The 22,919-nt window shown below is 71.8% G+C and carries 19 protein-coding genes; 6 read left to right on the plus strand and 13 right to left on the minus strand.

The window, feature by feature from the left end; genetic code table 11:
• Window positions 1–1,546: 1,546 nt before the first annotated feature.
• The gene (locus tag Phou_RS25285) at window positions 1,547–2,164 is read right to left on the minus strand and encodes a methyltransferase domain-containing protein (RefSeq protein WP_173059670.1); all 618 of its coding nucleotides are present in this window, start codon (window positions 2,162–2,164) and stop codon (window positions 1,547–1,549) included.
• Window positions 2,165–2,204: 40 nt separating this feature from the next.
• Between Phou_RS25285 and Phou_RS25290 the strand changes: the two genes are divergently transcribed.
• Window positions 2,205–2,591: a DUF5655 domain-containing protein gene (locus Phou_RS25290; protein WP_173059673.1), complete on the plus strand. Its 387-nt coding sequence runs from the start codon at window positions 2,205–2,207 to the stop codon at window positions 2,589–2,591.
• Window positions 2,592–2,600: 9 nt separating this feature from the next.
• Here Phou_RS25290 and Phou_RS25295 read toward each other — a convergent pair whose 3' ends face one another.
• From Phou_RS25295 to Phou_RS25335, 9 genes are all read right to left on the minus strand, one after another.
• Window positions 2,601–3,155, minus strand: coding sequence for a thioesterase II family protein (locus Phou_RS25295; protein ID WP_218579195.1), 555 nt, complete (start codon window positions 3,153–3,155; stop codon window positions 2,601–2,603).
• 166 nt (window positions 3,156–3,321) lie between these two features.
• On the minus strand, window positions 3,322–4,572 hold the full coding sequence (locus Phou_RS25300; RefSeq protein WP_173059676.1) for a cytochrome P450: 1,251 nt from the start codon (window positions 4,570–4,572) through the stop codon (window positions 3,322–3,324).
• On the minus strand, window positions 4,547–5,812 hold the full coding sequence (locus Phou_RS25305) for a cytochrome P450 (RefSeq protein WP_173059679.1): 1,266 nt from the start codon (window positions 5,810–5,812) through the stop codon (window positions 4,547–4,549). Before Phou_RS25305 ends, Phou_RS25300 begins: the two co-directional genes overlap by 26 nt.
• Window positions 5,809–7,578, minus strand: coding sequence for a non-ribosomal peptide synthetase (locus Phou_RS25310; protein ID WP_173059682.1), 1,770 nt, complete (start codon window positions 7,576–7,578; stop codon window positions 5,809–5,811). The genes Phou_RS25305 and Phou_RS25310 overlap by 4 nt, the downstream gene beginning before the upstream one ends.
• Window positions 7,575–8,357 (minus strand): thioesterase domain-containing protein, encoded by a 783-nt coding sequence (locus tag Phou_RS25315; protein WP_173059685.1) that lies wholly within the window; start codon window positions 8,355–8,357, stop codon window positions 7,575–7,577. The genes Phou_RS25310 and Phou_RS25315 overlap by 4 nt, the downstream gene beginning before the upstream one ends.
• Window positions 8,354–9,082: a dienelactone hydrolase family protein gene (locus Phou_RS25320; protein ID WP_173059688.1), complete on the minus strand. Its 729-nt coding sequence runs from the start codon at window positions 9,080–9,082 to the stop codon at window positions 8,354–8,356. The genes Phou_RS25315 and Phou_RS25320 overlap by 4 nt, the downstream gene beginning before the upstream one ends.
• A complete protein-coding gene (gene pyrF, locus Phou_RS25325; RefSeq protein WP_173059691.1) occupies window positions 9,079–9,924 on the minus strand; it encodes an orotidine-5'-phosphate decarboxylase in 846 nt (281 codons plus the stop codon). The genes Phou_RS25320 and pyrF overlap by 4 nt, the downstream gene beginning before the upstream one ends.
• Window positions 9,921–11,006, minus strand: coding sequence for an ATP-grasp domain-containing protein (locus Phou_RS25330; RefSeq protein WP_173059694.1), 1,086 nt, complete (start codon window positions 11,004–11,006; stop codon window positions 9,921–9,923). The genes pyrF and Phou_RS25330 overlap by 4 nt, the downstream gene beginning before the upstream one ends.
• Window positions 11,007–11,041: 35 nt before the next feature.
• Window positions 11,042–12,292, minus strand: coding sequence for a DegT/DnrJ/EryC1/StrS aminotransferase family protein (locus Phou_RS25335; RefSeq protein ID WP_173059697.1), 1,251 nt, complete (start codon window positions 12,290–12,292; stop codon window positions 11,042–11,044).
• Window positions 12,293–12,447: 155 nt separating this feature from the next.
• Here Phou_RS25335 and Phou_RS25340 point away from each other — a divergent pair, with 155 nt between their 5' ends.
• From Phou_RS25340 to Phou_RS25355, 4 genes are all read left to right on the plus strand, one after another.
• Window positions 12,448–13,131: an HAD family hydrolase gene (locus Phou_RS25340; protein ID WP_173059700.1), complete on the plus strand. Its 684-nt coding sequence runs from the start codon at window positions 12,448–12,450 to the stop codon at window positions 13,129–13,131.
• Window positions 13,132–13,210: 79 nt separating this feature from the next.
• The gene (locus Phou_RS25345) at window positions 13,211–13,435 is read left to right on the plus strand and encodes an MbtH family protein (protein ID WP_173059703.1); all 225 of its coding nucleotides are present in this window, start codon (window positions 13,211–13,213) and stop codon (window positions 13,433–13,435) included.
• A complete protein-coding gene (locus tag Phou_RS25350) occupies window positions 13,432–15,252 on the plus strand; it encodes a non-ribosomal peptide synthetase (protein WP_173059706.1) in 1,821 nt (606 codons plus the stop codon). The genes Phou_RS25345 and Phou_RS25350 overlap by 4 nt, the downstream gene beginning before the upstream one ends.
• On the plus strand, window positions 15,245–18,559 hold the full coding sequence (locus Phou_RS25355) for a condensation domain-containing protein (protein ID WP_173059709.1): 3,315 nt from the start codon (window positions 15,245–15,247) through the stop codon (window positions 18,557–18,559). The genes Phou_RS25350 and Phou_RS25355 overlap by 8 nt, the downstream gene beginning before the upstream one ends.
• Here Phou_RS25355 and Phou_RS25360 read toward each other — a convergent pair.
• Window positions 18,556–19,851, minus strand: coding sequence for a radical SAM protein (locus Phou_RS25360; RefSeq protein WP_173059712.1), 1,296 nt, complete (start codon window positions 19,849–19,851; stop codon window positions 18,556–18,558). The two genes, Phou_RS25355 and Phou_RS25360, sit on opposite strands and share 4 nt — an antisense overlap.
• Window positions 19,746–20,234, minus strand: a complete 489-nt coding sequence (locus tag Phou_RS25365; protein WP_173059715.1) for a hypothetical protein — start codon at window positions 20,232–20,234, stop codon at window positions 19,746–19,748. Before Phou_RS25365 ends, Phou_RS25360 begins: the two co-directional genes overlap by 106 nt.
• 71 nt (window positions 20,235–20,305) lie before the next feature.
• Here Phou_RS25365 and Phou_RS25370 point away from each other — a divergent pair, with 71 nt between their 5' ends.
• Complete coding sequence (locus tag Phou_RS25370) at window positions 20,306–22,138, plus strand: non-ribosomal peptide synthetase (RefSeq protein ID WP_173059718.1); 1,833 nt, start codon at window positions 20,306–20,308, stop codon at window positions 22,136–22,138.
• On the opposite strand, the gene Phou_RS25375 is transcribed toward Phou_RS25370, so the two are convergent.
• A complete protein-coding gene (locus Phou_RS25375; RefSeq protein ID WP_173059721.1) occupies window positions 22,127–22,879 on the minus strand; it encodes a HalD/BesD family halogenase in 753 nt (250 codons plus the stop codon). The two genes, Phou_RS25370 and Phou_RS25375, sit on opposite strands and share 12 nt — an antisense overlap.
• Window positions 22,880–22,919: the final 40 nt, after the last annotated feature.

Below are 22,919 nucleotides of genomic sequence, written 5' to 3' on the forward strand. Positions count from 1 at the left end.
GACGAGCAGGCGCACCGGCTCGCCGTCCGCGCGTGCGATCCGGCTGATCGGCAGGAGCAGCTGCGTCATGATCGCCGTACCGTTTATCGCTTCGTCGAGGGCGTCGACAACGATGACCGGAGGCTCGGGCATCCGGGCGACCATCGCCACGAGCCCTTCGGCGGACGGCGTCGCGTCCGCGATCCCGGCGAGACCCAGCTGGCGGGCGATCGAGCGCACCACCTGCTCAAGTCCGCGTTCGCGGGCGTGCACTGCCGCGATGTGCCTGCTGCGGTACGGCGCCTGCTCGACGTGATCCCAGATGACCTGGGTCGGCTCGCGCAGCAGCGGGTGCGCCGCGCACACAAGCACGCCGATGAGCGCTGACTTGCCCACGCCGGGGCTACCGGTGACGACGCGCAGGCCCACCTCGTCCTGCAGGTTGACCCACGGGCTGAGGATCTTCAGCTCACGACTGCGACCGCTGAAGAACCCGATCATCTCCTCCGCGCCCGCGGCCTGGCCAGAGGCACGCCACACGAAGTGCGCCGGGTCCAGCGCTTCGTCCAGGTCGTCGAGAAACGGCGTGATGCCGGGATCGATCTTCGCCCTCACCTTCCGCCGCGGATTTTCCACGAACCGCGGGTTGGGGAAGAAGGCGAGATCCGGCGGGTCGCGACTGATGTCGACGAGGCTGGCGATGACTTCCTGCGGGAGAGCGTGTTCGGCGTTGGAAAGCTGCGTCACCTCCCGGCGGATGTGTTGGGCGACGGTCGCCAGTGGGGCATGGCGGTACGAGGAGTCGATGTCGAGAGCGCCTTGGAGCAGATCGCTCAGCACGTTCGCGGTGGCGCTCGTGAAATAGCCGCCGTAGGCGCTCGAGTCGGGCTCGCATGCGGCGATGACCCAGGCCCGGTCGGTGGAGCCGACTCTGTCGATCTGCCAGCCGTGGCGTGCCGCCGTGCCGGCATGACAGATGTCGAGCAGGAAGAGCGTCACCGGCGCGCGATCTCGATAGTCCACGACGTCGCGGAGCCAGCGCTCGACCTCCGTCAACGGATGACCTACGCCGTCGGCGCCGATGACCTGCAGCGCACCGCTCGGCGTCACGTGGCCGTGGCTGAGGATGTGGACGATCAGGACACCCGTGTCGCCGCTTTCGCGGATCGCCTCCTGGACCGTTCGGCCCAACGTTTCCGCCTGCACACTCCCGTCGATCAACGTGCAGCGGTAGCCGAGGGCGGTGAGGGTCTTCGCGAGCTCACGAGTGCGCGCCTGGGCGAACGGCAGCGGCGACCACCCGGTGGTCGGTCCCTCTTCCGCACGCTTCGGCGGACCGAACTTGGCCACGCCGATACACAGCGCGCGGCGCTGCTGTCCATCGCTCAACAGCGGGCCTTGCCTATCACCGTGCTCCCTACATTCCCCTGTGGATCTTCGAATCCGAATCGGCCGTTTGTGCCCGCGGCAATGCTAAAGCGGAATGACCACAGTAGGGGTCGCTCACAATAGCGGCTGATCTCTATGGGCTGTCGGATTCGTGACAGGGAAGCGCGGCCCGGTCCGTTCAATCCAAGGCTGGTCGGCGCGCGACAAGTTTCGTCACCGAGTGGGCGTGGGGGTGCGGCGCGCCCGGGTGTGCGGAGACGATCTCCTCGGTGCGGACCATCTCGATGTGCCAGCCGTCGTAGCGGGACACGTACCAGGCGTGTGCCGGTATGAAGCGCGGTGGCACCGGATGGCCGTCCAGCTCCTGGTGCCGATCGTCGAAGGCGCACATCAGGTGCCGGCCGCCCGGCCGGGTCGCCGCGCGCAACCGGTCGAGGACGCGGTCGGCGTCGGTGGCGTCGGCGAGCCAGTGCAGCACGCTGTCGAGGACGACGAGGTCGTAGTGTGCGGCGGGCAGCGCGACCTCGCGCAGGTCGCCGACACTCCAGGTGACGCCGGGCAGCTCGCCCCAGGTGGTGCGGGCGTTCTCGACCGCCAGCCGGGACACCTCGATGGCGTCTACGGTGGCGCCGTGACGAGCCAGATAGGCAGTGTTGCGCCCCTCGCCGGCGCCGGCGTCCAGCACCCGCCACGCGTCGACGCTTTCCCCGCCCGCGATCTCCTCCAGCAGCGGTTCAGGCGCCGTTCCCCAGACGCAGGTGCTCGCGGCGTACGCGTGGTCGGATCCGCCGTCCATAGCCATTCCTCTCGCCGAGAGTGGTCGGTACCATCGCCGCATGGACGACGATGAGTGGACTGTGGAGCGTCATCTGAAGGGCAAGCCCGCCGAGATTGTCGCGCTGTACAACCGATTCATCGAGCTTGCCGAGGCGTGCGGGCCGTTCACCTACGCCGTGGCGAAGACCGCGATCACCCTGAAGGGCAGCCGGCGCGGGTTTACCGGCGCGAGCCCCGGCACCAGGTGGCTGGACGGATACATCGATCTGCAGCGGCAGGTGCAGGATCCGCGGATCCGCCGCTCCACGCCGTATACGAAGCGCCTTTTCGTCAACCGCTTCCGCGTCGTGTCGCTCGACGAGCTCGACGACGAGTTCGGCGGCTGGCTGGCCGAGTCTTACAAGGTGGGCCAGGGCGAGCACATCACCAGCCCCGGCACGCCGTAGCGGCACCGCTCAGGCCTCCAGGTCGCGCAGCAACACCTCGCGCAGTGCGGGCGGACAGGACAGGTAGTCGCGGTGCCGGCCGTCGAGCGTCTCGTGCCGCACCTTGGCGACTTCCTCCCACCCTTGGTGCACCTCGCGGTCGGGCACCACGTCGTCTTCGCTCCAGCCGACGACCGTGACGGGGCATGGCAGCGGTTTCTCGGCCCGGTAGTGGTAGCCGCGCTGGATCCGCAGCTCCTCCTCCAGCACGTCGGCGAGCAGGTCGGCCAGGTCGTCCGGCACCGGCCGGCCCAGCCGCGCACCCATCGCCTTCACCTCGGCGATGCCGTCCAGAGTGGACAGGTCGATGTGGTTGAGCCTGCCGTAGAGGCCGCGCTGCGGTGCACCCCAGGATGAGGCGAGCAGGCGCACCGGCGGTGCCAGACCCAGCGAGTGGACGCGCCAGACCGTCTCCAGCGCGTAGGGGACCGCTCCACAGTGGGCCGTGATGGCGTAGCGCCGGTCGGTGTACGGCCCGATCGCCGCGACGAGGTCCTCGGCGAACGCGGCGTGCGACTGGTGCACCCCTCCCGGAACCGGCCTTCCCGCCCCGGCGGTTGCAGCGGCACCAGGTGGAAGCCGCCGACCTGCGCGGGCCAGTCGTGGTACGACGAGGCACCCATGCCCGTGTACGGCAACCCGAACAGGAGCGGATCGTCGCCGCCGGGCAACGCCCGGATGAACCAGCCGCTCATCGTCCACTCCCGGTCCGGTCCGGATGCACGCGGAGCGGCAGGCTGGTCAGCCCGTTGATGAAGTTCGACCGCAGGTGCCGGACGTCTCCGCTGACCTCGAACTCGGCGACGTGCGGCAGCAGCTCCTCCAGCAGGATGCGCAGCACCAGGCGCGCGGCCGGGCCGCCGTTGCAGAAGTGGATGCCGTTGCCCAGCGCCAGGTGCGGGTTCGGCGCACGCCGCGGGTCGAAGCGGTAAGGGTCGGCGAAGCGGCTCTCGTCACGGTTGGCCGACGCGACCCAGGCGCAGATCAGCTCGCCCTCGTCGATGTCGGTACCGGCGATCGTCACCGCCTTGTTCGTCCGCCGGACCAGATGGTTGGTCGGTGTGCTCCAGCGCAATCCTTCCTCGACCGCGTCGTCCGCCAGCTCCGGCGCGGCCCGCAGCTCCCGCCACAGGTCAGGCCGCTCGGCGAAGGCGAGCAGCAGCTGGCTCGCCACGTGCGGCGTGGTCGTGTTGGCACCCATCACGAAGCTGTAGCAGTTGAGCACGACGTCCTCGGTGCGGAGCCGGGCGCCGTCGATCTGGACACCGAGCAGGCTCGTGATGACATCGGGCTGCGGGCGCACCCGCCGCTCCCGCACGAGCGCGTGAAACATGGCGAACAGCTCGTGGTGCGCCGACTGCAGCGTCTCCTCGACCGTGCCGTCGGCGAAGGCCGGATCGGCGGGCGCCACCCCCGCCATCGTCCACCGTGGAATGTCCTGCCAGTACTCGGTCGGGATGCCGATGATGTCGCCGACGGCGAGCAGGGGCAGCGGCAGCAGCAGCCGGGCCAGGTCGAGCTCGCCGCCGGCCAGGAGCGGCTGCACCATCGCGCGTACGCGTGCCCGGATGACGTGCTCGCGGCGAAGCATGGCGCCGGTGGAGAGCAGGGTCATCGTCGGCACCCGCACCGCGCCGTGCCGCGGCGGGTCCATGAGGTTGATCGTGCGGCCGCCGGCCGGGTCTCCGCCGAGCACGGCGAGGATCGTGCCGTGCTCGGAGCTGAAGGTCCGGTGGTCCTTGATGACCCGTAGCACGTCGTCGTAGCGGGTCACCGACCAGAATGGACGGCCGTCCGGCCCAGCCTGCCGCCACACCGGCGCCTGTTCGCGCAAGGTGCGCCACGCCGCGTGCTGGCTGCCCGCGGCGTAGCGGGCGGGGTCGAACAGGTCGATGGTGTCCAGCGGGACTCTGTCGTCAGCGAGAGTCGGTGTGATTCGCATGGTTCAGCTCTCGGTAGGCGATCGGCATGTGAGTCAGGCCGTTTATCCAGTTGGAGCGGAGGTGTGCCGGCTCGCCCGCGGCGGTGACTTCGACGCCGGGCCGGATCAGGTGGCCGAAGAGGAGGGTCAGCGCGACGCGCGAGAGCGGGGTACCGATGCAGAAGTGCGGCCCGGCGCCGAAACCAAGATGCGGGTTGGGGCGCCGGTCGAGGAGAAACTCGTACGGCCGGTCGAACACCGCCTCGTCGCGGTTGGCCGAGGCGACCCACGCGCACACCCAGTCGCCCTCGGCCATCGGCACGTCGCCGAGCTGAGTGTCCCGCGCGACCCGGCGGACCAGGTGATGTGTCGGCGAGGCCCACCGCACGCCTTCCTCGACGAGCGGACCGATCAGCTCCGGGTCGGCGGCCACCGCGGCCCACAGGTCGGGCCGTCGCATGAGAACCATCAGGGTGTGCCCGGCGACGTGCGGCGAGGTGGAGTGGGCACCGAGCAGGTAGCTGTAGCAGTTCAGCATCACCTGCCGGTCACTCATCGGCCGGCCGTCCAGGCGCAGCCTCGGCAGCACAGTGAGCAGGTCGTCGCCGGGATGCCGGCGCCGGTAGCGCAGCGCCTCGGTCAGCAGCGTGAACAGCTCGTGGTGGGCGCTGCGCATGGTCTCCTCGACGCTGCGGCCCGCGCGGTACTCGGCGTCTTCCGGCGCGATGCTCACCGTCGACCAGTAGGCGATGCCGTCCCACAGCTCTTCCGGCACGCCCATCAGGTCGCCGAACATCGCCATGGGCAGGCGCCGGGCCATGAGCGCGAAGTCGCCGCCGGCGTCGGCGACGAAGGGCGCCACGAGCTGCGCCACGCGGTCGCTCACCAGCTGCATCCGCCGCTGCACGCCGGACCTGCCGAGCAGGCGCATGGCGGGCCGGCGCACGTCCGTGTGCCGCGGCGGGTCCATCAGCGTGATGGTGAGCCCGCCCGCGCTGTCGCCGATGCCCACCGAGGCCAGGATCGTGCCGTCCTCGGAGCTGAACGTCTCCGTGTCGCGCAGCACCCGTACACAGTCCGCATGGCGGGTGACCGACCAGAAGTCGGACCCGTTCGCGGCGCGTTGCCGCCACACCGGGGCCTGCCGGCGCAGCGACCGCCAGACGGCGTGCTGGCAGCCGTCCCGGTAGCGGTCGGGGTCGAACAGGTCGACGGTGGCGAGGTCCACCGGCGTGTCGGGTGCGGGCGAGGTGATCTTCATGGTCGCGACGCCTTCGCCAGCTTGCCGGCGATGAGGCCGGCGAGGCTCGCGACGGTGGGGTTCGCGAAGAACTCGCGGGAGGTCACCGGGTACCGGACGGCGCGCAGCCGCTCCAGCACCTGCACGCTCTGCAGCGAGGTGCCGCCGAGCGCGAAGAAGTCGTCGTCGCGCCCCACCCGGTCCAGCCCGAGCGACTCCGCGACCACCGTGGCGACCGCCTCCTCGACGCCGCTGGCCGGCGCTTCGTACGCTGCCAGCCCCAACAGTTCGCGCGAGCGCCACGGGCTGGGCAGCGACCGCCGGTCGACCTTGCCGTTCGGGTCGAGGGGGAGTGCCTCGACGATGACGTAGTACGACGGCAGCGCGTAGGCCGGCAGGTGCTCGCCCGCCATCGCGCGCAGGTCCGCGACGCCGATGGCCGTCTCGGGGCTCGGCACCACGTACGCCACCAGGCGCTTGTCCGCCCCCGGGATCTCCACCGGCGTCACCAGCGCGGTTGCCACGCCCTCGCACGTCTCCAGGAAGGCCTCGACCTCCCCGGGCTCCACCCGGAACCCCCGGATCTTCACCTGGCGGTCCATCCGCCCGAGGAACTCGAACGTCCCGTCCGGCCGGCACCGCCCCAGGTCGCCGGTGCGGTAGAGGCGCTGGCCGGGTACCGGCGACAGCGGGTCGGGCACGAAGCGTTCGGCGGACGCGCCTGGCCGGCCGAGGTAACCGCGGGCGAGCCCGGCGCCACCCAGGCAGATCTCGCCGGTCTCTCCGGCCGGGACCGGACGCAGGTCTTCGCCGACCACGGTCATCGTCCGTCCACTGAGGGAGGTGCCGAGCGGCACCCGCTCCTCGGGCGCGAGGCGTTCGATGTGGTGCAGCGAGCTGAACACGGTCGCCTCGGTGGGGCCGTACGCCGCGTAGACGTCGCCGGCCGAGCGGTCCGCCGCGGCGTGGATGTGCTTGGGTGACAGCACGTCGCCGCCGGTGATGACGTGACCGACCTTGTCGAGCGCGGCCGGGCGGCGCTCCATCAGCGTGTGAAACAGCCCGGTGGTGAGAAACAGCCAGTCGGGGCGGTGCGCGTCGAGGTCGCGTTCGATGGCGGCGACCGAGACCTCGTCGCACGCGATGAGGGCGACCCGCGCCCCGTTGCCCAGCGCGCACCAGATCTCGAAGACCGAGGCGTCGAAGGCCGTCGGGGCGAGCTGCGCGACGGTGTCCGCCGGCCCGATGCGGAGCCGCGAATCCGCGTCGGCGAGATTGAGCACGCTGCGGTGGCTGACGGCCACGCCCTTCGGCGCGCCGGTGGAGCCGGACGTGTAGACGACGTACGCCAGGCTGTCCGGATGCGCGACGCCGACCGGCCCATGAGACGGCTGCGGCTCGTGCGCCTCCGGCAGCGCGACCGTCCGCAGTCCGGCCTCCTGCCAGCGCAGCGTCGACTGCGGTGCGCACACCATCAGCCGTACGGCCGCGTCCGCCGCGATCAGGTCCTGGCGGTGTTCGGGGTAGGCCGGATCGACCGGGACGAGGTAGCCGCCTGTCTTCAGCACGGCGAGCGCCGCGACGACGAAGCCCGGCGAGCGCGGCACGGACAGCCCGACCGCACGCTCCGGCCCGGCGCCGTGCCGCCGAAGCTGGGCGGCCAGCGCGTCGGCCGCCGCGTCCAGCTGCCCGTACGTCAGCTCGTAGTCATGGGCGACAAGGGCGACCGCGTCCGGCCGCCGCGCCGCCCATTGGCGTACCCGGTCGTGGATGCACTGCTCGGTCACCTCACCACCTCATCCCTGGGCGTTGGCCTCGCCGCCGCCGCGCTCGCGTCCAGGAGGCGGGCTCCGAGGAGGACGAGCCGCTCAGGCTGCGCGCGAAGCACTGTGTAGTGGTTTCCCGGTAGGACGCTCACCCGCAGCGAGCCGCACAGCGGCGTCCAGTCGGCCGCCTCGGTGTCGGTCTGCGCGGCTTGGACGAGGCAGACCTGGCCGGGGTACGGGGTCGGGTCGTGCTCGCGGACCAGCCGGGTGACCTCGTCGAACGCCTCGTACCGCGCCATCAGGTCGGCGAGGTCGAGCTGGTACCCGCGGCCCTGCTGGCGCAGCCGGGCCACCACGTCGGCGAACACCTCGCGCGGGGCGCCGCGGGCGTCGTCCGGGGCAAGGACCGGTGCCTGGATTCCGGTGCTGAGGGCCAGATCGCGCAGGAAGTCGTTGAGCAGCTCGTGGGCGGGCACCGGGTCCGGGGGCGTCAGCGCGGTTGAGTCGATCATCAGCACCGGCGGCAGGGCGCCGAGCCGCTCGTACCAGGCGCGCGCCATCTCGTGCGCCAGCACCCCGCCCGCGGACCAGCCGGCGAAGACGAGCGGCGCGCCCGCGCGGGTGGCGCGCAGCAGCTCCACCTGCTCGATCGCGAGGTCGCCGAGGGTGCGACCGCGCACACCGTCCACATCGAGCAGCAGGCGCGGGTACCGCTGGCCGATCGCGGCGAGCCAGGGGCCGTAGCTGAAGCCGGCGCCCAGGATGCTGACGAGCACCAGTGTCGGCTCTCGTACGCTCATGCCCCGATCACCACCGGCGCGCCCGCGTGCAGGAAAGCCATCGCACCCGCCCAGGCCCGCGACGCGGCGACGGGATGGTGCCGCTCGGGCGCGTACGGGTTGGCGAAGGCGTGCCGGGCGCCGGCGTACGTGCACGCCTCCAGGTACGCGCCGGCCTTGTCGAACGCGGTCACCGCGGCGTCGAACTGGGCCGCCGTCGCGTTGCTGTCCCGCGCGCCGCGGTGCAGCTGTGTGGCGGCCGCAGCAGCGCCGACGCGTTCCAGCGGGGTGACGCCGGCGTGCCACGCCTGGTCGATCTCGCCCGGGTAGAAGCAGCACGCCCGGTCGACGCCGATCCCGGCGGAGCCGGCGAGGAAGGCGAGCCGCCCGCCCATGCAGAACCCGAGCGCCGCCACGGGGAGGCCGTCCACCGCCGCCAGCCGGACACTCTCGGCCAGCACCGCGAGAACGGCGTCGTCGCGCAGCAGCCGCTTTCGCTCCTCCGGTGCCAGGCCGGCGGGCTGGCCGGCGAAGAGGTCGGGCACGGCGGCGACGAAGCCGCCGGCGGTCAGGCGGTCGACCACGTCGGCCATGAAGCCGTCCAGGCCGGTCCGGTGGTGCAGCACCAGCACGGTGCCGCGGGGCGCCACCGACGGCGCAAATGTCCACAGTGGTGCGCCGGCTGCCAGGAAGCGGCCGGACGGGTGGTACCCGGTGCCGGCGAACGGGACGGCGGAACCGTTCATCGGCTTCTCCCCGGTGGGCACATGGGACGCAGCACGGTCTGCCACTGGCGGATGCGGTCGGCGAGGCCGTGCGGTCCCGCTTCGAGCACGCCGGACGAGATGGGCAGCACGACCCGGCCGCCTTCGTCGCCGACCACCGTGCGGAACTGGTCGACGGTGCGGCCCGGCCGCCCGAGGCCGGGCAGCGACACCACCGTGTCCGGCATTCGGCGCAGCAGTGCGGCGGCGGCCTCCGGCGGCGCGCCCACCACCGCGGCGACCGGGCCGGCCCGCCCGCCGGTGGCGAGCGTGCGGTTGTGCGCGGCGATCCGGTCGGCGACCTGTTCGCTGACGGTGCGCCCGCCCTCGTCGCGGGAGAGCTGGACGGCCGACTCGTGGTTGCTGGTCCGGACGAGCACGAAGACCGCGCAGCCCCGCTGCCGGGCGACCTCGAACAGCGGTGCGGTGGCGTCGACTCCGATGTACGGCGCGACGGTCACCGCGTCGGCCCCGAGCACGCTCTGCTCACCCAGGTAGAGATCCGCGTACGAGGCCATCGTGTCCTCGGTGTCGCACCGCTTCGCGTCCGCGACGGTGAGTGTCCCGCGCTGGGCGCAGCCCGCGAAGAACGACGACAGCAGCGCGAGCCCTTCCGCGCCGAAGCGTTCGAAGAACGGGGTCTGCACCTTGACGGCGGCGACACCGGCGAGGGACGCCAGCACGATGTCGCAGAACGTCCCGGCGCCGCCCACCGTGTCGGGCAGTCCCCACGCCGACAGCCACTTGGGCGAAGGTGCCACGCCGACCGCCAAGCCGGTGCGCTCCGCGGCCAGCTCGTGCCAGGTGGCGAACGTGTGCTTCACCGCCGCCCACCCGCCACCGCCACGGACCGACCGCTCTCCTCTGTGGACACCAGCGACGCCAGCACCACGCCGGCCTGCCCTTCGGCCGCGGCGCCGAGCATCCGGACCAGCTCCGCGTAGCTGTCCGCGGCGACTGTCAGGCGGGACGTGCCGAACGTCGCCCGTGCCGGATCGGCGATCGGCGGCCCGCTGTAGGGCACCTCGGCCGCGCGCCGGACGGCCGCCAGGTCTCCCCGCAGCGCCGGCTCGCGGTGCAGGCTGAACGGCGGTATCCCGGTCGCGAGCGCGGCGATGCGCATCGTCCCGGACACGCGCGGGTTGATCTCCAACACGTGTACCGTGCCGTCGCCGGTCACCAGCAGCTCGACCTCGACCCAGCCGCACACCCGGGCGGCGACGGCCGTGCGCAGGCCCCACTCGCGCAGCCGCCGGTCCAGCTCCGCCCCGCCGAGCGGGTTCGGGCACAGGCGCAGGCGCCGCCAGGGCGGCACGAGATCCGGGCTGGTCGGACCCTTCCAGACCGGCGGGAGCACGGCATCGCCGGCGGCGTCGCGGTACACCAGAACCGAGTACTCGGTGCCGTCGGCGTACAGCTCGCAGAACTCGTCGCCGGCCAGCGCGGCGCCGCGCAGCCGGGCCAGACGCGTGCCGAGGCTCTGGGTGCCGGAGCGGGCCTTGACGACCACCAGCGGGTTGTCCGCCGTCCCCTCCGGCGAATCCGGTCGCCACCAGGGCAGGGCACTGAGCCCGTACTCCTGGAAGAACCGTCGCATCACGAACTTGTCGACGCCGAGCCGAGCCGCCTCGGGCGACTGCGCGAACGCCGGGTACCCGCGGTCGCGCAGCCGGTCGGCCAGCGCGCGGTCGCGCAGCAGCGTCTCGTGGCTGGAGTGGAAGACCGCGACCCGCGCTCCGGTCGTCTCCAGGCGGCGCAGCAGGCGGTCCGGGGACAGCCGCGGATCGTCGCCGACGTGCTGGATGCGGTCCAGGCCGCCCGGGTCGTGGACGAAGAAGCGGAACCAGGTCCGCAGCGAGGCGGGCGACACCACGTGCAGCGCGCGCTCGTCGACGGCGTCCGTCATGGGCCGGTGCCCTTCCGTGTCGGCCTTGTGGTGGTCTACCGCGGGCCGCCGAGTGCGTCGACGAACGCGTCGGCGTACCGCTCCGGCAACGTGCTGCCCTCCTCGTAAAGAAAGTTGACCGGTAGTCGCATCCAGTGCTCGAACAGGTGCTGTGCCCTCGGAAAGGCGCGGCTGTTGACCTGCGCCGCCCGGCGTGCGGCGCGCGCCAACCGCGGCGCCCAGTCCGGTGCCGCGCCGCGGAAGGGCGGGTAGTGGTGCAGCGGGCGGGTCGCGGGTGCGCGCACGTTCAGGCCGCGCTCGCGCAGCAGGCGGACGAGCCGGTCGCGGTCGACGGCTGCCTCCTCGCCGATCTCGACCACGCCGTCGTACCACGCTCCGGTGCTGGAGCCCGCCGCCACCGGCACCGCGCGCACTCCCGGCAGCGCGGCGATCGCGCCGATCAGCGCGCCCATGTTGGCCTGGCGCCTGGCCACCATGGTGTCCAGGCCGCGAAGGTGCTCCAGCGCGAGGAGCGCGGCGATCGGGCTGATCCGGAAGTTGCCGCCCAGGCCGGTGTCGAGAAACGGCGCGTAGGCCGGGTCGGCGATGGTGAGATCGGTCCGGTGCCGGAAGTTGGCGAACAGGCAGGCGCGCGCGTAGAGGTCGGCGTCGTCGGTGAGCAGTACGCCGCCGAGGCCGCCGGAAATGGCCTTGTGGCCGCCGATGCTGAAGACCGCGATGTCCGCGTGCGAGCCGACCTTGCGCCCCTGGTACGTCGCGCCGTGCGCGTGCGAGCAGTCCTCCACGAGCGGGAGCCCGTGCGCGCGGGCGCGGGCCACGATGTCGTCCATCGGGCAGGGGTTTCCCCAGAGGTGGGTCACCACGAGGGCCTTGGTGCGCTCGGTGCGCGCGGCGAAGAGTTGCTCGACGTCGACGTTTCCGGTGCCGGGCGCCGAGTCCACGAGCACCGGCACCGCGCCGAGCAGGAACAGCGGGGTCACCGTGGCGAAGAACGTGAACACCGGGCCGACGACCTCGTCGCCTTCCTCGACGCCGAGCGCGAAGTAGGCCGCCAGCAACGCCGCGGTGCCGGAGTTGAGCGCCAGCGCGTGCGCACGGCCGTGGTAGCGGGCGAACTCCGACTCGAGCGCGGCGAGCTCGTCACCGTACCCGTAGTCGAACGAGCGGCCCTGCCGCAGCAGCCGGCCGACCGCCGCGATGGTGGCGTCCTGGTACACCGGCCACTCCGGCGGATGGTGCAAGTGCGGACCGTCCGCCGCCGCGAGGCGCGTGACAGGCAGGGTCATTTTGCGCCTCCTCCACAGGCTCGCGGCGATGTGGCGCCTGCGCGGGAATCCTGCCGCGAAGGCGTATGTGAGCGGACTATAGAAGTCGCACTTGCGCCGGTCAATGCGTCAACTGAGGAGCCGCGGCACGGCCCGGAGCCCATACAATTCGCGGCATGGCCGGGCGTTCGGCACGCGGAAACCACGCGAGGATACGCCATCTCGTGTGGGACTGGAATAGCACACTCTGGGACGACGCCGCGGCGGTCCTGGCTTCGGTAAACGCCGCGCTGGCACAGCTCGGGCTGACCCCGGTGCGGGCCGCGACGTTCCGCGACCACTACACGCGGCCATGGAAGGTCTTCTATGAACGGCTGGTTGGCCGCCCGCTCACCGAGGCGGAGTGGCACACGCTGGAAGCCTGTTACCACGAGCGCTACAATGCGCAGCTTGACGACATCGGCTTGGCCCGCGACGGCGTCGAGGCGCTGCGGCTGGCACGTGAAGCGGGTCTGACCCAGTCGATCCTGTCCATGTGGCGGCACGACCTCCTGCTCGGCGCGGTCCGCCGGCATGACCTCGAGCCGTATCTATCCAAGGTGGAGGGACGAGTCCGCCCCGGCGGCGGTCCGAAGGCGGGGTTTCTCGCCGCGCACCTCCGTTCGCTCGGCGTCGCGTCGGCCCACGTGCTGGTGATCGGCGACGCGCTCGACGACCTCGCCGCGGCCCGTGCCGTCGGCGCCGCCTGCGTCCTTTACGACGGCGGCACCCACCATCGCGCCGACCTGGCCGCCGCGTGGCCGCTGGTGGCCGGGACCCTGCGCGAGGCGCTCGTCCTCGGTGGCGTCGTCACTTCGTGACGCATTGACCAACCCAGGTCACGCAACGACGATGGTCTTTGCGATTCCGCAGACTCACACCGACCTGTGGGGGTGCTTCATGTCCGATGTGACATCCACCGAGGAATGGCTCGTGGTGTGCAACGACGAGGAGCAGTACTCGATCTGGTGGTCCGACCGCGATCTGCCGGCGGGCTGGCGCGCGGCCGGCAAGGCGGGCAGCCGTGAGGAGTGCCTCTCGTACATCGACGAGGTGTGGACCGACATGCGCCCGCTCAGCCTTCGGCGTTGGATGGACGAGCACCCCGACCACGGGACGGCATGATGATGCACAGCACCGAGCAGAACACGAGAATCGCCGGTGACCTGCCCAGCGACGGCCCGGTCCGTCCGATCGCCGCTCGCACCGTGCCGGAGGTGTTCGGCGAGCAGGCCAGACGGCACCCCGACCGGCTCGCGGTCGCTGACGACCAGGGCCGCACGCTGACCTACGCCGACCTGGACCGGCGCAGCGACGCGATCGCCGCGCACCTGCTCGCTCTCGGGGTGCGCCCGGAAGACCGGTGCGCCGTCGTGCACGAGCGCTCCATCGACGTGGTCGTCGCCATGCTCGGCACGCTGAAGGCCGGCGGTGCCTACGTGTGCGTCGACCCGAGCCTTCCGGTGAAGCGGATGGCCGTCGTACTGGACGACGCCGGCGTCGACGTGGTGCTGACAAGCTCGCACCTGGTCGCCGGTCTGCCCGGCGAGGGCCGGCACACGGTCGCGCTGGACGAGCTTGCCGGCGCCGGGGAGCCGGTGCGGCTGCCCGAGGTGCGCCTGTCCCCGCGGCACCTGGCGTACGTCATCTACACCTCGGGGAGCACCGGCACCCCCAAGGGCGTGCTGGTCGAGCACGGCTCGCTGGTCCACTTCGTCGAGATGGTCCGCGAGTTCTTCGAGCTGTCGGAGCAGGACCGCATCTTGCACGCCGCCGCCCTGTGGTTCGACGTATCGGTCTTCGAGGTCTTCGGGGCGCTGCTCGTCGGCGCCAGCGTCCACATCGCCGGCGACCAGACGAAGATGACGCCGGGGGCGCTGCAACACCTCATGCGGGAAAACGGCGTGACGACCATCATGACCACGCCGAGCCTGCTGGAGGTGCTGGACCCGGACGCGCTGCCGGACCTGCGCGTGATGTCCATCGGCGGCGAGCCCTTCTCCGGCGAGCTGACCAACAGGTGGTCGCCGGGCCGGCGTTTCATCAACGGGTACGGGCCGGCCGAGGCCACGGTGGAGGTTGTGGCGAAGGTCTGCACCGGACAGTGGGAAACGTCCCCGCCGATCGGGCTGCCGCTGGCCAACCACCGCGCGTACGCACTGGACGAGCGGATGCGGCCGGTACCCGTCGGCGTGACCGGCGAGCTGTACGTGGGCGGTCCCGGCGTGGCCCGTGGCTACCTGGCCCAGCCAGCGCTCACCGCGAGCCTTTTCCTGCCCGACCCGATGGGCCGCACCCCCGGCGACCGCCTGTACCGCACGGGCGACCTGGTGCAGTGGCTCGAATCCGGCGACCTGCGCTACGTCGGGCGGGTGGACCGCCAGGTCAAGGTCCGCGGCATGCGCGTCGAGCTCGGCGAGGTCGAGCAGGTCATCGCCCGGCACCCCGACGTGTCGCGAGCGGTGGCGGTGTGCACACCCGACGGCACGGGTGACGCGCGACTGACCGGCTACATCGTGGCCGACAACGGCGCGACACCCGACGACGTCCGCAGCTTCACCGCGGCCTGGCTGCCGGCGTACATGGTGCCGAGCGAGATCGTCCTGGTGCCGGCCATCCCCACCACGGCCAGCGGCAAGGTCGACATCGTGGCGCTGACCGCCGCGGTCGCTCCCGCCCCGAGCGCGCCGCCCGCGGCCGCCGGCGACCGCACACCGACGCAGCAAGCCGTCGCGGAGATCGTCGAGGAGATCCTGGGCGTCGCGGGAGCGCGGGTCGACGAAGACCTGTTCGCGCTGGGCGGAAACAGCCTGCAGGTGCTGCGCGTGCTGTCGCGGGTTCGTTCCTCCTTCGGCGTCGTGCTGACCCCGCAGGAGTTCTTCGAAAACCCGACCATCGCCGGTATCGCCACGGCGATCGACGCCCAGCCGGCGAATGCCTAGCGAGCGGCAAGGACCCCTTTCGTTCCAGCAGCGGCAGATCTGGCTGGCCGAGCAAGGCGCGGCAGGCACCGGGCTGTACAACGAGGTGTGCGCGCTGCGCATGCGCGGCCCGCTGGTGATCGCGCGCCTCGAGCGGGCTCTGGAGGCGGTGGTCGAGCGCAACGACGCGTTGCGGACCACCTTCCCCCTGCGCGACGGCGAGCCCGTTCAGGCGGTCTCCAACCCGTACCGGATATCCCTCGCCAGCGACCTGATCGACCTGTCCCACCTGCCGGAGCCTGCCCGGCACAGCGAGCTGTCAGCACTGGCGAAGCGGCGCGCGGAGGCGCCGTTCGACGTGGCGGACGGGCCCCTGACCCGCTTCTGGCTGCTCCGGCTCGGCCCGGACGACCACGTGCTGCTGCTGGCCATGCACCACATCGTCTGCGACGGCCCGTCGCTGCGACTGGTCCTGCGCCACCTGGCCGAAAGCTACAGCGAGGGGCCGACCACCGAACGCGCGCTCCCGGCCCGCTATCTCGACTTCGCCCGCGCCCAGCGCGCCACCGAGCAGGCCGACGCGTGGGACGCGGAGCTGGCCTACTGGCGCGAAAACCTCGCCGGTGCGCCAACCGTGGCCGAGTTGCCGCCCGACCACCCCCGGCCGCCGCGACGCGGCCACGCCGGACGGCGGGACGAGCACCGGGTCGACGACCGCACACGCGGCGCGCTGGCCACGCTGACCGCCTCGGCCGGCGGCAGCCGGCTCGCCGTACTGACCTCCCTGTTCGCCGCCCTGGTGTACCGGTACGCCGGCCGCACCGACGTGCTCGTCGGCACCGGCACCGACCCGCGGCCGGTCCGGCACAGCGAAACGGTCGGGCTCTTCGCCAACCTGGTGCCGCTGCGGCTGCGGACCGGCGGCGCGCTCACCGTGCGCGCGCTGCTGGACGGCGCCTGCGACGCCGTCTTCGACGCGCTCGACCACGCCTTCGTACCCTTCGAGAAGGTCGTCGAGGTCGCCGCGCCCAGCCGTGACCCCAGCCACCCTCCGCTGGTCCAGCTCGTCTGCACCGTGTGGGACCGCGACTACGCGCGGGTCGACTTCGGTGACGTGGAGGCCACCGTCATCGAGATCCCGCGCACCCGCGCGCGCTTCGACCTGATGGTCGAGCACGTCTTCGACGGCGACGGATGGACCATGTGGGCCGAGTACGACACCGGCCTGTTCGAGCCCGCCACCGTCGACCGGATGATGCGCCACTACGCGCGCCTGGTCCGGGAGGCCGCCGCTGATCCCGGCGCGACGGTCGCCTCCCTGCGGATGCTGGAGCGGTCCGAAGTGGACGCCGTCCGCGACGCGAGCCGGCTGGTGCTGGACCGCGACGGCAACGTGACGCCGGTCGGTGCCGTAGGCGAGCTGCACGAGCGGGTGCCGGGCGGCGTCCCGGTCGCCACAGGCCGCGCGGCTCGCCGGTGCGCCGGCGGCGGCGTCGAAGACCTCGGGCTGCTGAGCCGCCGGATCCGGCTGGGCCAGCTCGACACCCAGCTGGAAGAGCTCGAAGCCCTCGCCCGGGAGCATCCCGCGGTCCGGGAGGCGACGGTCGACCTCGGCGGGGGTCGGCCCGTGCTGTACGTGACGCCCGAGGACCCGGCGCGGCCGGCGAGCGCGGCCGGCGTGCGCTCGTTCCTGGAGTCCCGCCTGCCCCGCGCGCAGATCCCCGCGATCGCCACCGCCGCGCCGCTCGACGGGGCCCGTCCGGTACCGCCGCCGCTGTCCACACTGGAGCGATTGATCGCCGGCGTATGGGAAAAGCTGCTGTCCCGCCCCGGCATCGCCGCGGATGACGACTTCTTCGCCATCGGCGGCCGGTCGATGGTCGCGGCACACGCCGCCCAGCAGCTGAGCGAACAGCTCGGCGTGGCCGTGGGCGTCCGGGACATCTTCGTCAACCCGACCGTGCGCGACCTGGCCGCGACGCTCGCCGCCGCGTCACCGACCGTCCGGTCGGCCCGCGAGGTCCCGGCCGCGATCCCGTCGGCCGAGCGGGCACCGGCATCCATGGCACAGCTGCAGATCTGGCTCAACGAGCAGTGGACCCTGGGCGCGGCCGACGACTTCAACAGCGCGTTCGCCCACCGCGTGCGGGGACCGCTCGACGTCGCCGCGCTGCACACGGCCCTGCGTGACACCGTCGCCCGGCACCCCAGCCTGCGCACCGGATTCGAGGTGGTGGACGACCTTCCCGAGCAGCGGGTGGCCGCCGAGGCGGAGGTGGAGCTGCCGCTCGTCGCGCTCGACCACGTCCCGCCGCCGCGCCGTCCCGCCGAGGCCCTGCGACTGGCCCGCGAGGCGGCGGCCCGGCGCTTCGACATCGCGACCCCGCCGCTGCTGCGAGCACTGCTCATCCGCATCGGGGCCGACGACCACGTGCTGGCGTACACCCTGCACCACCTCGTCACCGACGGCGTCTCGATGGGCGTGTTCCACCGCGAGCTGAGCGCGCGGTACGCGGCGGCCGTCGCCGGCCGGCACCCGACAGCCGAGCCGGCCGGAGGGCTGTACGCGGAGTACGTGTCGTGGGAGCGCGAGTGGCTGGACAGCGCCGCGGCCGGTGCCGCCCGTGAGTACTGGCGGCGGCGGCTGGACGGCATGGCGGAGCTGCGCGTGCCGCCCACGAAGGGCGCGGACCGGGCGAACCTCGCGGTGGCCTCCTGCCGCCGGTCGGTGCCGGCCGAGGTCACCCGGGGCCTGGTCGAGCTGTCCCGCGACTGCCGCGCGACGACGTTCATGACGGTCACGGCCGCCTGGTCGCGGGTGCTCGGCCGGTGGAGCGGGCAGCGGGACGTCGTGCTCGGCACGCTCGTGGACAACCGCCCTTCCGAGGCGCTGCGGGCCACGATCGGATGCTTCGCCAACTTCGTGCCGCTGCGGATCGACGCCGGCGACGGCGGGACCTTCCCCGAGCTCGTCCGGCACGTGCGCGACGTGCTGCTGGGCGCGTACGAGCACCAGCACCTGCCCTTCAGCGACATCGTGCGGGTGTCCCGAGCCCGGCGCAGCTACACCCGCATGCCGGTCTTCCAGACGACGGTCCAGTGGGTGCATCCCACGCAGCAGGCGCTGGAGCTGGCCGGCTGCGCGACCGAGCCGTGGCGGGTGACGGCGGACGTCAGCCGGTACGAGTTGACCCTCTTCGTGACCGAGGGGGACCGCGAGCTCGTCCTGGACCTGGAGTACGCGACGGACCTGTGGGACCGGGACACCGTCGACGCCCGCCTCGACGAGCTGGTGCAGCTGCTCACCGGCGCGGCCCGGACGGCTTAGGAACGCGCCGGCACGCCGTCGTCGAGCGGCATCTGGTACGCCGGCGGTGCCAGCCGCACCCCACCGAACCAGTCCGCCAGGGCCGCGACGCGTCTGTCCCGCAGTGCCGCGTCGGCCGGTGTCGCGGGCGCGGCCGCGTTGAAGGGGATCAGATCGCTGATGATCTGGTGGAACTCGACGACCTGCGCCATCGTCAGTCCCTTGCCGATCAGGTACGGCACTGCCCAGAAGTCGTAGTTGTAGCCGGGCATCCAGACCGACCCGGTGACGTCGCGGAAGAGCTCGTCCGCCGCCTGCGCCGCCTGGTGGGAGTTCATCGTCGCGTGGGCCCACTCGTAGCCGCGGCCGGTGAGGCGGTACGTCTGCGCCTGTGCGTGTACCGGCGAGCGGTGGTTGTAGAACCATAGCTCCGCGCGGTAGAACGTCGGCTGCACCTCGTTGATGAACCGGACAGTGTTTCGTACCGACTGCTCGGTCTCGCCCGGGAAGCCACAGATGAACGAGGCGAACGTGGCGATGCCCCGCGCGTGCATCTGCTCGATGCCGAAGCGGTACTGGTCGCCGTGACTGGACTTCACCATGTTTCGCAGCACCACATCGTCGCCGCTTTCGATGCCGAGGAAGACCGCACGGCAGCCGCTGTCGCGCATCAGGTCGTAGATCTCCACGTCTCGGGCGGCGGAACAGCGGAAGAAGGAGTACCACTCGAAGTCGAAGTCGTTGCGGATCATCATGCGGCACAGCTCTTTGAACCGGCCGATCGGGACGTTGAACGTGTCATCGACGAACACCAGGTTGCGCACGCCGTGCGCGTGCAGCTGGCGCAGCTCCCGTTCGACCGCCTCGACGCTGGCCACGCTCAGCGCGCCGGCGCGGATCGGAAAGTCGCAGAAGCTGCATTTGAACGCGCAGCTGCGGGCCGTCCGGGTCTGGACGGTCGGTCCCAGCAGCCCTCCGTCGTAGAGGCTCCAGTCGATGGCGCACTCGTCCAGGCTGTTCGCCTCCGGCCGGGCGCCGGTGAACTGGAAGCCGTCCGCGGAGGGCAGGTACAGGTTGGGCACCCGCGCGACGTCCTTGCCTTCGCGCAGCGCGCCGACGAGCCGTTCGAGGGTCGCCTCGCCCTGCGACTCCTTGACGTAGGAGTCGGCGCCGACCCACGCGAAGATGTCGAACAGCACCTCGGCGGTCAGGTCCACGGTGAGATTGTCGACAAGCGGGCCGCCGACCACGATGTGCGTGTCCGGGCTGCGCTCGCGCACGAACTGGCAGATCTCCTGGACCGGCCACGGCATGAGATAGAACGTCGTGGTGACCGCGACGACCCGGGGCGGCGCCGCTCCAGAAGCTCCTCCAGCCGCGCCCGCTCCGGCCGGAACAGGCTCACGTACTCCGCGGTGAAGCCCCGCCGCCGCAGGAAGCTCGCGAGGTACACGGCCGCGAGGTTGGGCACCTCGCCGACGTGGTAGTACGGATCCGGCCCGATCCCGGGCTGCTGCCGGGCGTAGTGGTTGACGATGTCCATCGGAGCCCGGCGGACGCCTTCCACCATCAGGTGCTCGCGCATGAAGACTCTGCGCTCCGGCGCCGCCTCGTCCATCTCCATGAGGCGGTGTTCGTGAAATGACAGCGGTGGATCGTTGTAGCCGATCACCACACAGTCAAGGCGTGAATCCATCATCAACCTCGCAGCCGGGAGCCGGCTTCATCGACTGGAATCTACCCGCGGCACGGCTTGATACTGAAGAGGTGACGACGCCGACAACACCGGTCGCCCGCTTGGTCGAGACCCAGGCGGCGCAGCGACCCGACGCGCTGGCAGTGTCCGACTCCAGCGGTGAGTACACCTACGCCGAGCTCAACAGCCACGCCAACCGGCTGGCGCACGCGTTGCGCCGGATGGGCGTCCGGCGGGAGACGGCGGTGGCTGTCCACATGCACCGGTCGCGCGAGCTTCTCGCCGCGCTGCTTGCCGCCTTCAAGACCGGCGCCACCGCACACCTGATGGACCCGCGGTGGCCGAGCCAGCGGACCGAGGCGCTGCTGGACGCGATGCCGCCGCGCTGCGTGCTGCAGCACTCGGCGGCGCCCACACCCGGCACCACCGTTACGGTCGACGCCGTCGACGTGGACAGGCTGCTGGATCGGCCTGGCCCCGGGACGGCAGCCAACCTCGACGTGCCGGTGCACCCGGACAACCTGGCATACGTCGTGCACACCTCGGGCTCCACAGGCCGTCCCAAGGCCGTCGGTGTAACCCACCGGTCGGTCAGCCACTGCGTCGCGACCCATGTGGAGGGTCATCGGATCGTGCCGGGTGACCGGGGGAGCTGGCTCGCCTCGCCGGGCTCCTCGGCCGGTGTCGGCGAGCTCTGGCCGTACCTCGCGTCCGGCGCCAGCGTGCACGCCGGCGAGGCCGCCATCGTCGCCTCGCCCGCGGAGCTGCGTGACTGGCTCGTGTCCGCGGCGATCACCAAGGCATTTCTCAGTACGCCCGTCGCGCAGGAGCTCGCGGTGCTCGCCTGGCCCGAAGACACCGCGCTGCGGCTGGTGACCGTCGGCGGTGACCGGGCCCTGCGCTGGGCGCCGGCGTCCCTGCCGTTCGAGGTCGCCGTCTCGTACGGCTCCGCCGAGGCGAACGCCGTCTCCAGCTGCCTCGTCCCGTGGACGCGGCGGCGCACCTCGCACACCGCGACCGATGCCGAGCGGCAGGCCCCGCCCCCGGTCGGCCGGCCCTGGCCCGAGGTGCGGCTCCTGGTCCTCGACGAGCGGCTGAGGCGGCGGCCGGACGGCGCCGTGGACGAGCTGTTCGTCGCCGGACCGGGCCTGACCCGCGGCTACCTCGGCCGGCCCTCGCTGACCGCGCAGCGGCTGCTGCCCAACCCGTACGGCGCGGCAGGTGAGCGCATGTACCGCACCGGCGACATGGCCACGCTCGGCGACGACGGCATGCTGTTCCACTCTGGACGCACCGACAGGATGGTGAAGGTGCGCGGGTACCGGATCGAGCTGGGCGACGTCGAGGCCGCGTTGCTGCGCCACCCCGGTCTCACCGCGGCGGCGGTCGTGAGCGGTGAGGATGACCGGGGCGAGACCCGGCTCGCGGCGTACGTCGTGTGTGCGCCGGACCGGGGCGAGGACACGACGCCCCGGGCGATCCGCTCGTTCCTGCTGACCCACCTGCCGGACTACCTGGTGCCGGAGGTCATCACCGCCGTGGACCGGCTGCCGCGAAACGCCAACGGCAAGGTGGACCGCGACGCGCTCCCGGCTCCGGCCTGGCGCGAGCCGGTCGCACCCCGGTCACTGGACACAGTGGACGAGACGGTCGCGGAGCAGGTGTGGCGGTTGTGGACGTCACTGCTGGAGGTGCAGGACGCCGCGCCGGAGGACCACTTCCTCGAATGCGGCGGGACCTCCGTCACCGCCGGCCGGCTGATCGCCACCCTGCGGGAGGAGCTCGGCGTGCCGCTGCGGCTGGCGGAGTTCATGCGAAGGCCTACGTACGCCGCCCTGCTGGAGCAGGTACGGGTGCGGGTGCGGCCGGCGGGCGACCGCACCCGGATCCGTTCAGTCGAATAGCGCGTCCATCGTCTCGTGCGTCGCGGCGCGCTCCAGGTCGGCGGGCGTGGCCCAGGCCGTGTTCAGGATGATGCGCGTGACATCGCGGTTGAGTGGGACCGTCCGGTGCAGCGTCGTGTCGGTGCGCAGGAAATAGATGTCACCGGTGCGGTGGTAGTAGGTCCGGATCGGGTACTTGACGAGGTAGTCGTGCACCCGCGCGTCGGACTTGTTCCAGTCCGTGTGCGGCACGCACTGGAGCATCCCGCCCGCCTCGATGTCCGGTGCCTCGATGATCCAGATGAGCGCGAAGCTGAAGTCGCCCCAGTGCCATCCGTGCGTGTCGCCGACCTTTTCCTGCCGGGTCATCACGAACCGCTCCGGCTCGTACGGGCAGGGCAGGACCTTGTCGCGGGCGAGCCGGGACAGGAAGGCGAGCAGCGCCGGCGACTCATAGATGCGCGGCACGAGCGTGCTGTTGTCGATGATGTGCCGGGCGCCGACAGTGCTCATGCGGCGTGGTGTGTTCGCGGTCGCCTTCAGCGTCATGTCCACCCGCTTGGCGTGCTCCAGCAGGCGGTGCACGTCTTCGGTCACCGCGGCCTTCACGTCCTCCGGCACGATGTTGGGTATCTTGACGTATCCCTCACGCCGGAACTGTTGGGACAGGCCGAGGACCGTCCAGTCATCGTGGAACTCGGCTGCCAGGTGCTTTTGGATCCTCTCGTCGACATCGAGAGCGACTTCGCTTGCTGCTGACATGGCAAGGCTCCCCACAGTCGGGTCTGCGTGAGGCCCGAAG

This window comes from Phytohabitans houttuyneae (assembly GCF_011764425.1).
GTDB lineage: Bacteria > Actinomycetota > Actinomycetes > Mycobacteriales > Micromonosporaceae > Phytohabitans > Phytohabitans houttuyneae.

Excerpts from the sequence above, each read along its gene's own strand:
- Phou_RS25285 (WP_173059670.1), bottom strand. The coding sequence starts at position 2,164 with ATGGACGGCGGATCCGACCACGCGTACGCCGCGAGCACCTGCGTCTGG.
- Phou_RS25290 (WP_173059673.1), top strand. The coding sequence starts at position 2,205 with ATGGACGACGATGAGTGGACTGTGGAGCGTCATCTGAAGGGCAAGCCC.
- Phou_RS25300 (WP_173059676.1), bottom strand. The coding sequence starts at position 4,572 with ATGCGAATCACACCGACTCTCGCTGACGACAGAGTCCCGCTGGACACC.
- Phou_RS25305 (WP_173059679.1), bottom strand. The coding sequence starts at position 5,812 with ATGAAGATCACCTCGCCCGCACCCGACACGCCGGTGGACCTCGCCACC.
- Phou_RS25315 (WP_173059685.1), bottom strand. The coding sequence starts at position 8,357 with ATGAGCGTACGAGAGCCGACACTGGTGCTCGTCAGCATCCTGGGCGCC.
- Phou_RS25320 (WP_173059688.1), bottom strand. The coding sequence starts at position 9,082 with ATGAACGGTTCCGCCGTCCCGTTCGCCGGCACCGGGTACCACCCGTCC.
- Phou_RS25330 (WP_173059694.1), bottom strand. The coding sequence starts at position 11,006 with ATGACGGACGCCGTCGACGAGCGCGCGCTGCACGTGGTGTCGCCCGCC.
- Phou_RS25335 (WP_173059697.1), bottom strand. The coding sequence starts at position 12,292 with ATGACCCTGCCTGTCACGCGCCTCGCGGCGGCGGACGGTCCGCACTTG.
- Phou_RS25340 (WP_173059700.1), top strand. The coding sequence starts at position 12,448 with ATGGCCGGGCGTTCGGCACGCGGAAACCACGCGAGGATACGCCATCTC.
- Phou_RS25345 (WP_173059703.1), top strand. The coding sequence starts at position 13,211 with ATGTCCGATGTGACATCCACCGAGGAATGGCTCGTGGTGTGCAACGAC.
- Phou_RS25350 (WP_173059706.1), top strand. The coding sequence starts at position 13,432 with ATGATGATGCACAGCACCGAGCAGAACACGAGAATCGCCGGTGACCTG.
- Phou_RS25355 (WP_173059709.1), top strand. The coding sequence starts at position 15,245 with ATGCCTAGCGAGCGGCAAGGACCCCTTTCGTTCCAGCAGCGGCAGATC.
- Phou_RS25360 (WP_173059712.1), bottom strand. The coding sequence starts at position 19,851 with ATGCCGTGGCCGGTCCAGGAGATCTGCCAGTTCGTGCGCGAGCGCAGC.
- Phou_RS25365 (WP_173059715.1), bottom strand. The coding sequence starts at position 20,234 with ATGGATTCACGCCTTGACTGTGTGGTGATCGGCTACAACGATCCACCG.
- Phou_RS25375 (WP_173059721.1), bottom strand. The coding sequence starts at position 22,879 with ATGTCAGCAGCAAGCGAAGTCGCTCTCGATGTCGACGAGAGGATCCAA.